11 protein-coding genes are annotated in these 12,606 nt (G+C 69.8%); all 11 read right to left on the reverse strand.

Going from position 1 to position 12,606, the window contains the following annotated elements; all coding sequences use genetic code 11:
- Positions 1–133 precede the first annotated feature (133 nt).
- Positions 134–1,687 (reverse strand): alkaline phosphatase D family protein, encoded by a 1,554-nt coding sequence (locus FHP25_RS28725; protein WP_147850428.1) that lies wholly within the window; start codon positions 1,685–1,687, stop codon positions 134–136.
- Positions 1,688–1,691: 4 nt separating this feature from the next.
- Positions 1,692–2,891, reverse strand: a complete 1,200-nt coding sequence (locus FHP25_RS28730; RefSeq protein ID WP_218578677.1) for an ABC transporter permease — start codon at positions 2,889–2,891, stop codon at positions 1,692–1,694.
- 5 nt (positions 2,892–2,896) lie between these two features.
- On the reverse strand, positions 2,897–3,895 hold the full coding sequence (locus tag FHP25_RS28735; RefSeq protein WP_147850430.1) for an ABC transporter permease: 999 nt from the start codon (positions 3,893–3,895) through the stop codon (positions 2,897–2,899).
- A gap of 61 nt (positions 3,896–3,956) precedes the next feature.
- On the reverse strand, positions 3,957–5,978 hold the full coding sequence (locus tag FHP25_RS28740; protein ID WP_178133853.1) for an ABC transporter substrate-binding protein: 2,022 nt from the start codon (positions 5,976–5,978) through the stop codon (positions 3,957–3,959).
- 2 nt (positions 5,979–5,980) lie between these two features.
- On the reverse strand, positions 5,981–7,987 hold the full coding sequence (locus FHP25_RS28745; protein WP_147850432.1) for an ABC transporter ATP-binding protein: 2,007 nt from the start codon (positions 7,985–7,987) through the stop codon (positions 5,981–5,983).
- Positions 7,984–8,484: a hypothetical protein gene (locus FHP25_RS28750; protein WP_147850433.1), complete on the reverse strand. Its 501-nt coding sequence runs from the start codon at positions 8,482–8,484 to the stop codon at positions 7,984–7,986. The genes FHP25_RS28745 and FHP25_RS28750 overlap by 4 nt, the downstream gene beginning before the upstream one ends.
- Before the next feature lie 28 nt (positions 8,485–8,512).
- Positions 8,513–9,304, reverse strand: coding sequence for a polysaccharide deacetylase family protein (locus FHP25_RS28755; protein ID WP_178133854.1), 792 nt, complete (start codon positions 9,302–9,304; stop codon positions 8,513–8,515).
- Complete coding sequence (locus tag FHP25_RS28760; RefSeq protein ID WP_147850434.1) at positions 9,301–10,479, reverse strand: glycosyltransferase family protein; 1,179 nt, start codon at positions 10,477–10,479, stop codon at positions 9,301–9,303. Before FHP25_RS28760 ends, FHP25_RS28755 begins: the two co-directional genes overlap by 4 nt.
- Before the next feature lie 129 nt (positions 10,480–10,608).
- Positions 10,609–11,202 carry a histidine phosphatase family protein gene (locus FHP25_RS28765; RefSeq protein ID WP_147850435.1) on the reverse strand — a complete coding sequence of 198 codons (594 nt, stop codon included), beginning with the start codon at positions 11,200–11,202 and terminating at the stop codon, positions 10,609–10,611.
- Positions 11,199–12,383 (reverse strand): glycosyltransferase family 4 protein, encoded by a 1,185-nt coding sequence (locus tag FHP25_RS28770; RefSeq protein ID WP_147850436.1) that lies wholly within the window; start codon positions 12,381–12,383, stop codon positions 11,199–11,201. Before FHP25_RS28770 ends, FHP25_RS28765 begins: the two co-directional genes overlap by 4 nt.
- A 34-nt stretch (positions 12,384–12,417) precedes the next feature.
- Positions 12,418–12,579: a hypothetical protein gene (locus FHP25_RS40975; protein ID WP_178133855.1), complete on the reverse strand. Its 162-nt coding sequence runs from the start codon at positions 12,577–12,579 to the stop codon at positions 12,418–12,420.
- Positions 12,580–12,606 lie beyond the last annotated feature (27 nt).

Below are 12,606 nucleotides of genomic sequence, written 5' to 3' on the forward strand. Positions count from 1 at the left end.
ATGTCCAGCAACGCGCCTTCGATCTGCTCGACCTGACACCCTCGCTGTAGGCAGCACGAAACACTTCGCAGTCAACAAATCCCTGCGATCACAACAACTTGCTCAATTCCCTCAGGGGTAACTTCGGTCTAACCTATGCGCCGACGATCCCGGGCCGGCCGCTCTCGACCGTGAAGCTCCGGAGCGTGCGCGCGGCGGTGAGCCGGTCGCCCACGTCCTCGATGATCCGCAGGTCGGCCACCAGCCGGTCGCGCGTGAGGCTGACGGCGAGATGGCCGCGGTGGCGGTTGTTGAACAGCCGCAGATGCGGGTTCTCCGCCAGGCGTGCGGCGAACCAGGCATCGTCGCGCTGCGGCGCGCCCGAGGTGATGGACGTGCCGGCGAACTCGGCCGCGACCGGCGCGTTGCCGGCCGCGGGATCAAGCAGGTCGGCTGCGATGTGGGCATGGAAGTCGCCGGTCAGCACGACGGGGTTGGACAGCCGCGCTGCGCGCATCGCCGCGTAGAGCCGCGCCCGTGCCGCGGGGTAGCCGTCCCACTGGTCGGTGCGCCACTGCTCGCCGGGCCCGATCTGGAAGTCCAGCGGCGCCATCAGCACCGGGTTGGCGAGCAGGCTCCAGCGCGCGCCGCCGGCGCGGAAACCGTCGTAGAGCCAGCTTTCCTGCGCCTGGCCCAGCAGGCTGAGCGCCGGGTCGAGGCGCGCGGCGCAATCCGGACCGACGATGCTGGAGCCGCCGCGGCCGGGTCGCGGGCACGGCTGTGGGCTGCGGTGCTGCCGGCCGTCGAGCAGGTCGATGCGCGCGAGGTCGCCGAACCGGACGCGGCGATGGATCGTGGCGCGCGGCCCTTGGGGCCGCAGCGCCGGGCGCACGGGCATGTGCTCCCACCAGGCGCGGTAGGCGGCGGCGCGCAGCGCCAGGAACGCGGTGCGGTCCATCAGGCCCTGCGACTGCGCGTCGGCGTAGTCGTTGTCGACCTCGTGGTCATCCCAGATCACGAGCCAGGGCGCGGCGGCATGGGCACGCTGCAGGTCCGGATCGGCGCGGTAGAGGGCATAGCGGCGGCGGAAGTCGTCGAGCGTGACCGGGTTGTCCAGCACATTGTGGCGCCGTGGCGGGGTGCCGCCCACGGACGACTCGTAGATGTAGTCGCCGAGGAACACGACGGCGTCGAGCGGCCGGCCGCGCTCGCGGATGGCGTCGCGCCAGGCGCCGTAGTAGCCGCCTTCGTAGTGCTGGCAGGAGCCGACCACCAGGTCGAGCCGCTCGACCGGCGCGCCCGGCGCCGCCGTGGTGCGGGCCCGGCCGATGGCGCTGACATGCCCTGGCGGCAGCAGGAAGCGATACCAGTAGTCGCACCCCGGCTGCAGGCCGCTCACCTCGACATGCACCGTGTGCGCATCCTGCGGCAGGGCCACCACCTCGGCGCGGCGCAGGATGCGGCGGAAGCCGGGGTCGCCGGCGACCTGGTAGGCCAGCCGGAAGGCATCGCCGGCCAGGGGCGCCGGCGTCACCGGGTCGGCCAGCACCCGTGTCCAGATCACGAAGCCGTCGGGCGTCGGCTCGCCCGACGCCACCCCCAGCCCGAACGGGTTGCGGTCGAAGCGGGGATTGGCCAGCCCGCGGCCCGGCGCCGCCACCGCGACCGCCGCGCCGGCCGTCAGCAGATGGCGGCGCGACAGGCTCATGCGCTCAGTGATACGGGTCGGCGGCGTCGCGCAGGCCGTCGCCGAAGAACTGGAACGACAGGATCACCAGGATCACCGGCACCACCGGCAGCATCAGCCACCAGTTCACGGCCACGACATTGATGTCGGTGGCCTCGTTGAGCAGCACGCCCCAGGAGGTGATGGGCGGCCGCAGGCCCAGGCCGAGGAACGACAGCGCCGTCTCGGCCAGGATCATCGACGGGATCGACAGCGTCGCCGAGGCGATCAGGTGGCTCATGAAGCTGGGGATCAGGTGGCGCCCGATGATGCGCTGCGGCGAGGCCCCCATCAGCGCCGCCGCGGTGGCGAAATCCTCCTCGCGCAGCGACAGCAGCTTGGAGCGCACGGCGCGCGCCAGCCCCGGCCAGTCGAGCAGGGCAAGGATGATGGTGATGCCGAAATAGACCAGCAGCGGCGACCAGGTCACCGGCAGCGCCGCCGACAGCGCCAGCCACAGCGGCAGGTGCGGGAAGCTTTTGATGATCTCGATGGCGCGCTGGATGATGTTGTCGATCCAGCCGCCGTAGTAGCCGGCGATGCCGCCGATCACCAGCCCGAGCACGAAGCTGAGCGAGATGCCGAACAGGCCGACCGTCAGCGAGATGCGCGCCGCGTAGACGATGCGCGAGAACATGTCACGGCCCAGCCGGTCGGTGCCGAGCAGGAACAGCGTGCCGCCTTCCGACGGGCAGGCGAGATGGAAGCGGCCCTCGATGAGCCCCCAGAACTCGTAGCTCTCGCCCAGGCAGAAGAAGCGCACGGGATGGGTCGTGCTCTTGTCCTCCGTGTAGATCCGCTGCAGGGTGTCGGGGTCGCGCTCCATCTTGTAGCCGTAGGTGAACGGCCCCACGAAGCTGCCCTCGTGGAACAGATGGATGCCCTGCGGCGGCGCGAAGATGTGCCTGATGTGCCGCGTGTGCTGGTCGTAGGGCGCGATGATCTCGCTGACCAGCGTGACCAGGTACATGAACAGCAGGAAGCCGCCGCAGATCACCGCCGGCTTGTGGCGGCGCAGGCGCCACCACATCAGCTTCCACTGCCCGGCCATGTAGAAGCGTTCCTGCTCCGCCGTCAGCTTCTCGGCGACGTACGGATCCCACGGCTCCTTCGACACGACATGTGCCGGCGGAGGGGCGGGGGGCGGGGTCGCGACCGCGCCGGCCGCCTGTCGCGCCTCGTCCATGGCCGTCATTTCTCCCTGCCGCCCTGCAGGCGGATGCGCGGGTCGAGCGCGGCCAGCAGAAGATCGGAAATCAGCGTCCCGATGACCGTCAGCACCGCCACGAGCAGCAGGAAGGTGGCGGCCAGGTTGGTGTCCTGCGTCTTGAGCGCGTTCAGCAGCATCGGTCCCGTCGTCGGCAGCGACAGCACCACCGAGACGATCACCGACCCCGAGATCACCTCCGGCAGGATATGGCCGATATCGGACACGAAGGGGTTCAGCGCATGGCGCAGCGGGTACTTCATCAGCAGCTTCAGCGGCGGCAGGCCCTTGGCGCGGCCGGTGGTGACGTACTGCTTCTGCAGCTCGTCGAGCAGGTTGGCGCGCAGGCGGCGGATCATGCCGGCGGTGCCGGCGGTGCCGATCACGATCACCGGGATGATCAGGTGCTCGAGGACGGACCGGGTCTTGGCCCAGCTCCAGGGCTGGTCGATGTATTGCGGGTCCATCAGGCCGCCGACCGAGACGCCGAAATAGCGCTTGCCGACATAGAGCAGCACCAGGGCCAGCAGGAAGTTGGGGATCGCCAGCCCGATGAAGCCGATGAAGGAGGCGATGTAGTCGCCGGGCCGGTACTGATGGGTGGCGGCGTAGACGCCGATGATGAACGACACCACCCAGATGAAGATGATGGTCGAGATCTCCATCACCATGGTGAGCGCGATGCGCTCGCCGATCAGCTGCGATACCGGCTGGTTGTCCTGGCACGAGAGCCCGAAATCCCAGGTCAGCGTCCCCGACGCCCAGATGGCGTAGCGCTGGATCCAGGGCTTGTCGAGGTCGTAGAGCTGCTCCAGCTGATGCACCTTCTCCATGGCATTGGAGCCGCCGCTGGAGAGGATCTCGTCGATCTGCGCCGTCACGCAGTTGCCGGGCGGCAAGGTGATGATGAAGAACACGAGGAAGCTGATGATGACCAGGGTGGGCACCATGATCAGGAAGCGCTTGGCGACATAGCGCAGCACTAGCCTGGCTCCCGCGGCGCTGCCGCCGCATCCCGCTTCCCCGTCGACACTGCGTGCACCATCACTTCTTCTCGCTCAGCCAGAACGTGTCGGGCCGGTAGGCGCCGAAAAAGGCGTAAGGCTCCCAACTATAGACCCCGCTGTGCGGGACGTTCTTCAATTTCGACGTCACCACCACGGGCTGCTTGACGCCGCTGACGATGCCGATTGTGTACTGGAAATCGGCATGGATCTGCAGCATCCGGTGCCAGATGCGCTCCTGCTCGCGGCAGTCGGCGGTGCGGCTCCACCGCTCGGCCAGATCCGACAGCTCGCGCACCACCTCGAGGCTTTCGGGGATCGCCTCGCCCGACTTGCCGCCGGTTTCGCGGTACTGGCCGAACTTGGGGCACCACAGGACAGCCTGCGACAGGCAGGCGAGCTCCGCCGGATTGGAGCGGGCATCCGGCACGCTGTTTTCCAGGCCGCCCCAGATGGTCATCATCGCCTCGCCGCTGTAGATGCGGCCGCGCAGGATCTCGCGGGTCTGCGGCCGGGTCACCAGCTCGACCCCGATCTTCTTCCAGCTGTCGGCGATCAGCCGCAGGACGTCGGTCTCCTCGGTGCTCTCGCCGGCGGTCTCCAGCACGATCACCATCGGCCGGCCGTCGGGCAGCAGCCGCACGCCGCGCCCGTTGCGCTTGCGCACGTCGCCCTCGCTGCCGTCGGGCAGCGTGAAGCGCACCTTGTCGAGGACGCGGTTGGCTTCCTTGTAGTCCAGGCGGGTGTACTTGCTGCGGTATTCGTCGCGGAACAGCGGCGATTCGGGCCGCACCGTGTTGTTCGACGGCGTCGCCATGCCGACATAGAGGATCTCGTTGATCTCCTCGCGGTCGATGGCCATCGACAGCGCGCGCCGGACATTGGGCTCGCGCAGCACCAGCTGCCAGATCGGCTCGGCGTAGTTGAGGTTGGGGTAGAGCGCGAGATGCGAGCCGAGCCCGGTCTCCCACAGCCGCACATCGAAGCCGAACTGCTTCGCGCCCTGGCGCAGGAAGGTGTAGTTGTCGAAGCGCAGGTAGCGGGCCTGCAGGTCGCTTTCGCCCGAGCCGGCCTTCAGCGGAATGAGGCTGGGCGACACCAGGTTCATGTGGACCCGGTCGATATAGGGCAGCTGCACGCCGCGGGCATCGACGCGGTGGTAGTACGGATTGCGCACGAAGGTGATGCGGTTCTGGAACGGCGGCCGCGACTCCAGGATCCACGGCTGCAGCGACGGCAGGTCCGGGTTCTCGTTGCGGTACATGTCGTCGAGGCGGTTGTGCAGCGACGCCCAGGTGCGCTGCCGCAGCGCGTCGATCTTCTTCTTCAGCTCGACCGGGTCGGCGTATTTCTGATGGTACTGCTTGAGGTAGTGGGCCGGCCGGTAGATGAAGAGCGGCGCCGGCCGCGCCTGCGCCGGCAGGAAGAACGGGTTGGGCTTGTCCCAGGTGTAGCGGATCGTCGTCGCGTCGATGACCTCGACCTTGGGCGGCTGGCCGTCGACCAGCATCTCCAGCGGCGGTCCGCTGGGCGACAGCTCGGCGTTGTTGGCCACGTCCTCCCAGAAATAGCGGAAGTCCTCGGTCGTGAACGGCGCGCCGTCCGACCAGCGATGGCCGGGGCGCAGCTTGAGCGTGAAGATGCGCCCGTCCTCGACATCGACGTCCTGCAGTATGTCGGGCACCAGGTGCAGGCGCTCGTCGAAACCCACCAGCCGGGCATAGCCGTAGACCACCATCATCCGCACCTCGCGGGCGATGGCCATCAGGGTGACGATCTCGCCGCCGGACCGTCCGGGGCCGTCCTTGCCGGCGAAATGATCGACCACCGACGGCACGCGCGGCATGCGCTCGGCGACGGTGGCGATCTTGCCGGCCTTGACGCTCTCGGCCAGGAACGGCGTCTCCTGCAGGGCCGGCAGCCGCGCGGTGTTGTCGACGATCTGCTGGGGCGCCGGACAGGCGTCGTCGGCGGCCGCGGGCAGGGCGGTGCCGGACAGCAGGGCCGCGGCGAGTGGCACGATCAGGCACCGCAGCCAGCCGGCCCGGGATGTCTGCCGCATCGTCACGCCGCCTTCTCGGTGGTGCGGCCGGTCAGCGCCGCCGTGGCGCGCACGAAATGATCGTTGCCGAGGTCGAGCCAGTCGAGCGGCTCGCTGCCGCTGTCGCGGAACGGCACCGGCCATTCGGCTGGGATCGAGGCCTTGCCCTCCATCAGCGCGGTGAGGTCGAGCTTCTTCGACGGGTCCGGCTCTGGCACGGCCGACACCAGCGCCTGGGTGTAGGGATGCACGGGATTGCGGAACAGCTCCTTGCCGGGCGCCAGCTCGACAAGCCGTCCGGCGCACATCACCGCGATGCGATCGGCGATGTAGTCGACCACCGCCAGGTTGTGGGAGATGAAGAGGTAGGTGAGCCCCAGGCGGTCCTGCAGGTCGCGCAGCAGGTTCAGGATCTGGGCCTGGATCGAGACGTCCAGCGCCGAGACCGGCTCGTCGCAGATCACCATGTCGGGGCGCAGCGCCAGCGCGCGCGCGATGCCCAGGCGCTGGCGCTGGCCACCGGAGAAGGAGTGCGGATAGCGGCTGAGATGGCGGCGATCGAGCCCGACCAGCTCCATCAGCTCGCCGACCATCTCGCGGCGATGCGCGGCGTCGCCGACATCGTGGATCACCAGCGGCTCGCTGATGATGTCGAACACCGTCATGCGCGGGTTGAGCGAGCTGAACGGGTCCTGGAAGATGAACTGCAGCTTGCGGCGGAATTCGATCAGCTCGTGGTTGCGCAGCGCCAGCACGTCGATCTTGCGGCCCCAGTCGTCGTAGACCACGCCACCGCCCTGGTCCGACATGGCCTGGTCGGCGGTGATGGCGCGCATCAGGATCTTGCTGAGCGTGGTCTTGCCGCAGCCGCTTTCGCCCACCAGGCCCAGGCACTCGCCGCGCCGCACGTCGAAGCTGACGTCGTTGACGGCGTGCACGGTGCGCGTGCGGCCGATGCCCCATAGCGCTTCGAAGAGCGTGTCGGCCTTCTTGATGGCGTAGGTCTTGTGCAGGTGCCGCACCGACAGCACCGGCGCGGCGGGATCGTAGCCTGACGCATGCGCGACCGGCTTCTTCTCGGCCAGCAGATGGCCGGTGGCCGGCTTGATCTCGCGGATCGGCACCAGCCGCTCGTCGTCGGGCATGCCGAAGCGCGGCACGGCGTTGAGCAGCGCCTTCAGGTAGGGATGCTCGGCGTTGCGGAAGATGTCGTCGATGCCGCCGCTCTCGACCACGCGGCCGCGATACATCACCACCACTTCCTCGGCGACGTTCGCCACCACGCCCAGGTCGTGGGTGATCATCAGCATCGCCATGCCGAGCTCGGCCTGCAGATCCTTCATCAGCTTCAGGATCTGGGCCTGGATGGTGACGTCCAGGGCCGTGGTCGGCTCGTCGGCGATCAGCAGCGCCGGGCGGCAGACCAGCGCCATGGCGATCATGGCGCGCTGGCGCAGGCCGCCGGACAGCTCGAAGGGGAATGTGCGCAGCGCCCGCTTGGGATCGGGGAAGCCGACCATGCGCAGCATCTGCTCGGTGACCTCCAGCGCCTGCTTGCGGTCGAGCTTCTTGCCCGCCGGCGTGCGCAACCCGTCGCCGATCTGCTCGCCGATCGAGTGCATGTCCGACAGGCGGCTGCCGTGCAGCTGCACCGCCTCGCCGATCTGATCGCCCACGGTGTGCAGCGCCGACAGCGAGGTCATCGGTTCCTGGAAGATGATCGAGATGCCGCCGCCGCGAATGGCGCGCATCTCCGGGCCGTCGCGGCGCAGCTTGGCGATGTCGATCGGCGCGGTCCGGTTGGTCCGCGGGTCCTGGAACAGGATCGAGCCGCCCACGATCCTGGCCGCCTTGGGCAGCAGCCCCATGATGGCCTGGCTGCAGACCGACTTGCCCGAGCCCGACTCGCCCACCAGGGCGACGGTCGCGCCGGGGTTGATGGTGAAGCTGACGCCGTCGACGGCTTTCAGGGTGCCGTCGTGAACGCGGAAGTGGACCTTGAGGTCATCGACCCGCAGCAACGCGTTCATGCCGGCGTCTCCGCACCGGCGGGCAAGGCGATGTCGAGCGCCGCGAAGTTGGCGCGTGTCGCGGGGCTGATCTCGAGGTTGTTGGCGACCCCGGCGCGAGCGGCCAGACGTGCTACGTCGTTGAAGCCGTCGAGCGACGAATCGAGCCGCAAGGTGCGGCCATTCCCCGCCAACGTCATATGCATCCATCCTCCCTTCCGGTCGCGCCGGGTCGCGTAGTAGGCGAGCTTCAGCCGCTCCAACCGCTCCCACGCGATCCTGCCACCGAACGGGCCACGCGCCGCAATCCCTGAATCGTCGGCCACGATCTGTGTCGCATGCCGCAGCGCCGTGCGCGCGCCGAACAGAAGGAACAGCGCACCCAACGCAGCCAGAGCCAATGTGACAGCATTGCTGGCCACGAACAACAGCGGCAGGAAGCAGATGGCGACACCGACGGCGGCGCGCGCGTAGTCGGCGTAGAGCGCCGGACGGGCATAGTGCAGCGTCACGGTCATGGCCTCGCCGCGGCGGCGCGAAGATGCGTCATGAGCGAACGTCCTGGGGTTGGGGGAAAACCTCCGCTGGCGGGACTATGCGTACCGCAGGATGAGCGCACAATCGACTCCATAACCGGTCCAAAAACGTCCAGATGTCGTCGTCGTGCACCAGGTGATGCGTGAGCATGCCGGTCGGCTCGTCGGCGATCGGCGACGAGGCCGCCGCGGTCCGGCGCGCGCGCAGGGTGTCGACCAGCAAGCCCACGATGAAGTCGTCACCGAGGAAGCCCTGCGTCGGGCGCCAGCGGATCGGGCCGGCATGGGTGTTGACCTGCAGCAGCCCGCGCACGGGGTTCACCCGTGTCCGCGCCGTGTAGGTCGACAGGCCACGATAGCCGATTTCCGGCAGCGCCGGCACCAGGGCCGGCGCGATGCGGTTCCACGGCGGCACCAGCACCGGCAGGAAGCGCTCGCCGAAGCCCTGCATCATCGCCAGCAGGCCGGTGCCCAGCTCGCCGATCACCACCTGCGCCGGCCGATGCGGGCCCAGCTCGACGCTCTTCTCGCCGGCCGGGGCATGGTTCTGGTGCGCGTAGCCATGCTGCAGCACGGCGACGTCGGCCGGCTCGGCCTGCAGCCGCGCCGTCAGCGACGCCTGCAGCGTGGCCGGAATGACGGCCAGCGCCAGGCCGATGCCGTAGGACGCGCGCATCGCCAGAAGCCGGTCCAGCGCCGGGCTGGCCGCCACCGCGTCGTCGTCGCGCCACCACAGGGTGGCTGAGCGCCCGGCATCCGCCCAGCGCGACAGCTCCTCGTCCAGGCTCGCCCACACGCTCACGCCGTCTTCCTTTCGCGCGCTGTCAGCCATTGCTCGATCAGCGACACCGTCTTGGCGATGCCGCCGGCGTCGATCCTGGGAAAGGTGCGAATCGACGGGCCATCCAGGGCGCGGTCGATGCCGGTGGCCAGCGTCCGGGGCGACAGGTCCGCTTCCGGCACCACCTGGAAGACGCCGCGTTCGGCCAGCAGTTCCGCCCGTAGCTCCTGCTCGGTCTCCAGCCCGCCGGCATAGGGCACGATGACGGCCCGGTCCGCCACCGACAGCGTCTCGATCATGGTGTTGTAGCCGCCTTGCGAGATCGACAGCGTGCAATTGCGCAGCAGGGTGGTGAAGTCGCGGCGGGCCGGCTCGATCACGACGCCGTCGCCGGCCGCCTGCGCCCGGGCGCGCAAGGCCGCGACGTCGGCGGCCGGCATCGCCGGTCCGCACAGGAAGCGCCAGGGCGCCTCGCGCATCCGGCTGAACGGGCGCGCGGCGAGGGCCGCCTGCAGCAGCGGCCCGCCCACCGCGCCGCCGCCGGCCGACACCAGCACCTCGCCGCGCCCGCCCTGCGTCGAGGCATCGCCTGCCGGCAGGCCGTCGATGACATAGCCGGTGTGGAAGGTGCGGTCGGCGATATCGCGCCAGCGCGGGAAGGTGCGCGCGAAGGGGATGAAGGCGGGATCGCCGTGCACCAGGGTGTAGTCGAAATAGCGGCCGAACAGGTCGATCATCTCGTCGACCCGCTCGGGCTTGGGCGAGCGCACGAGGATGTCGCGGACCGACGACACGACCAGGGGCCGCCGCGGCAGCGCCCGGGCCGCCTCCACCAGCGGCACGAGCTCGAAGCGCAGCTGCCGGCGGCCGAACGGGAACAGCTCGGTGATCAGCAGGTCGGGCCGGTGCTGCCGCAGCGTGTCGAGCAGCAGCGCGACGCGCCGGTCCTTGAAGGCATCGTCGATCACGACGTCATGGCTGTCGACCAGGATCTTGAAGCGCTTGTCGGTCGCGCGCACCGGCGGCAGCTGCACCAGCCGCGCGCCGCCGAGATCGAGGCCCGGCACCGGCAGGCCGCCCGAGGTGAGGATGACGTCGTGTCCCGCCGCCGCGAGGTGGCGCACCAGCGTCGCGGCGCGGCGCAGATGGCCGATGCCCAGCAGATGCTGGACGTGGAACAGGATGCGCGCGCTCATGGGGTGTCTCTTGCCGGACCGCGCGCGTCCACGCGCGCCTCGGCGCGGCAGCGCCGACTGCCTTTCGCTCTTCGCTTCGCTGCGAGCGAATGCGGGCGTGGACGCCCGCGGTCCGAAAGACGAACGGCGCTAGGCATGCGTCAACGCCACGTTGAGCCGCTCGACGGCGGCCGATCCGTCGGCCTGGGCGCGGAAGACATGCATCGATTGCCAATCCAGCTTCAGGGGTTGCCGGCCCTTCATATCCCATCCCGTGGCCAGGGCCAGCACGACGCGGATGACGCCCTTGTGGCTGACGGCGACGGTGTCCCGCCCGTCGGCCGCCAGCGCCGCCAGCCAGGGCCGCAGCCGCGCCATCACCTGGCGCGGGCTCTCGCCGCCGGGCGGGACCAGGTCGATGCCGCGGGCCTCGTTGCCTTCCATCTCGGCGCCGAACCGCTGGCGCAGCTCCGCCAGCCGATAGCCCTCCCAGGCGCCGAAGCTCATCTCGCGCAGGGCCGGCTGCGGCTCGGCCTCGAGTCCGCCGCGCAGCAGCTGCGCCGTCTCCATGGCACGCGCCAGTGGGCTGGACTGCCAGCGCCAGCCGGCGACGTCGGCGGGCAGGACCCAGCGCTGCACCTGCGCCCGGCCTTCCGCCGACAGCTCCACGTCGGTCATGCCCTGCAGCCGCTTCTCGACGTTCCACGCGGTGGGGCCGTGGCGCAGGAAAGCGACGCGGGTCATGGTGCCGTCTCGCATGCTGCGGCACGGCGGGCCTGCATGGCGTCCAGCGCCCCGCCGATGACCCGGGCGGCGGCATCGAGATCATGGTCGCGCGCGATGCGCGCGACCGCGGCGCGGCCCATCGCCGCGTGGCGCGCCGGGTCGTCGAGCAGGACGCGCAGGCAGGCCGCGAACGCGGCGGCATCGCCCAGTGGCGTCAGCAGGCCCGTCTCGCCGTCGGCGACCACGGCCGGCACCCCGCGCGTGCGGCCGGCAACCACAGGCAACCCGGCCGCCTGCGCCTCCAGCAGGCTGATGCCGTAGGCTTCGTTGACGGCCGGCCAGGCATAGAGGTCGGCACCGGCGTAGAGCGCCGGCAACGCCTCACCGGCCTGGGAGCCGGCGAAGGCGACACGATCGCCCAGCGGCGCGAACAGGCGCTCGACCTCAGCCCGCGCCGGGCCGTCGCCCACCAGCAGCAGCCGCCAGTCGCGATCCACGACCGCCGCCATCGCATCGGCCAGCACGCGGTATGACGCCAGCTTGTCGGGCGGACGCATCATCGCGACCGTGATCAGTACCGGCGCCGACGCCGGCCAGCCGAAGCGCTGCCGCAGCGCCGCGCCGGCCGATGCCCGGGCGGCGGCGTCGGAGCAAAACGGCGCCGTATCGAGGAACGGCGGCACGATGGTCATGATCTCGAGTGCCGCGAGCAGCGGCAGCAGGCAGGGCCCGTCATCGGGATTGAGGGTCAGGATCAGGTCGGCCGCGCGCACGGCAGCTTCCGTGGCGCGATGGCCGAGGTCCCAGGGGCCGCCCGCGCGCTTGGGGGCATAGGACGCTTCGGCGATCACGTAGGGGATGCCGAGCGCCGCGGCGACGGCGGGGCCGAGCCAATCCGGCCTCTTGTACCAGGCATGATAGGTGAACCAGGCGGTCGGCCGCATCGGGTCGTGCGCCGCCAGCGCCGACCACTGGGCGATCAGAGCCGCGGCCCGTTGCTGCGCCGCCGCCTGCAGGACCGGCAACGACTGCGGCGCCATCGGCGGCAGCCCGCTGCCGGCGCAATAGGCGTCGAGCGGCTGCACCGCGTGGCCGAGCCGCCGCAGCAGGGCCACGAGCGCCCGTCCCATGGCACGGTCGCCCGACGGTGTCGGGTGGTCGAGCGGCTTCAGCGGCGTATGAAAGGCGAGGCGCAGCATGGCAGCATGACACTGTCCCACCCCGGCTTGGGCTTCAACTGTTTCGGGGTTCATGAGAATTCTCAAATAATAACAATGACTTACCGTTTTCAGGTCGAAAAACCGCGTGACGGAAATGTCGGAAAATACGAAAATTCGGCGCTGCCGGTGCAGTCAACCGCGCACGGACATGCAGGGCAATGGCGACAGCAGCCATGCGGCGACTCCTGTTTCCGAGGGTGGT

Origin of the sequence: Vineibacter terrae, from assembly GCF_008039615.1 — a bacterium.
GTDB lineage: Bacteria > Pseudomonadota > Alphaproteobacteria > Reyranellales > Reyranellaceae > Vineibacter > Vineibacter terrae.

Excerpts from the sequence above, each read along its gene's own strand:
- FHP25_RS40975 (WP_178133855.1), bottom strand. The coding sequence starts at position 12,579 with ATGGCTGCTGTCGCCATTGCCCTGCATGTCCGTGCGCGGTTGACTGCA.
- FHP25_RS28730 (WP_218578677.1), bottom strand. The coding sequence starts at position 2,891 with ATGGACGAGGCGCGACAGGCGGCCGGCGCGGTCGCGACCCCGCCCCCC.
- FHP25_RS28765 (WP_147850435.1), bottom strand. The coding sequence starts at position 11,202 with ATGACCCGCGTCGCTTTCCTGCGCCACGGCCCCACCGCGTGGAACGTC.
- FHP25_RS28725 (WP_147850428.1), bottom strand. The coding sequence starts at position 1,687 with ATGAGCCTGTCGCGCCGCCATCTGCTGACGGCCGGCGCGGCGGTCGCG.
- FHP25_RS28745 (WP_147850432.1), bottom strand. The coding sequence starts at position 7,987 with ATGAACGCGTTGCTGCGGGTCGATGACCTCAAGGTCCACTTCCGCGTT.
- FHP25_RS28740 (WP_178133853.1), bottom strand. The coding sequence starts at position 5,978 with ATGCGGCAGACATCCCGGGCCGGCTGGCTGCGGTGCCTGATCGTGCCA.
- FHP25_RS28770 (WP_147850436.1), bottom strand. The coding sequence starts at position 12,383 with ATGCTGCGCCTCGCCTTTCATACGCCGCTGAAGCCGCTCGACCACCCG.
- FHP25_RS28750 (WP_147850433.1), bottom strand. The coding sequence starts at position 8,484 with ATGACCGTGACGCTGCACTATGCCCGTCCGGCGCTCTACGCCGACTAC.
- FHP25_RS28760 (WP_147850434.1), bottom strand. The coding sequence starts at position 10,479 with ATGAGCGCGCGCATCCTGTTCCACGTCCAGCATCTGCTGGGCATCGGC.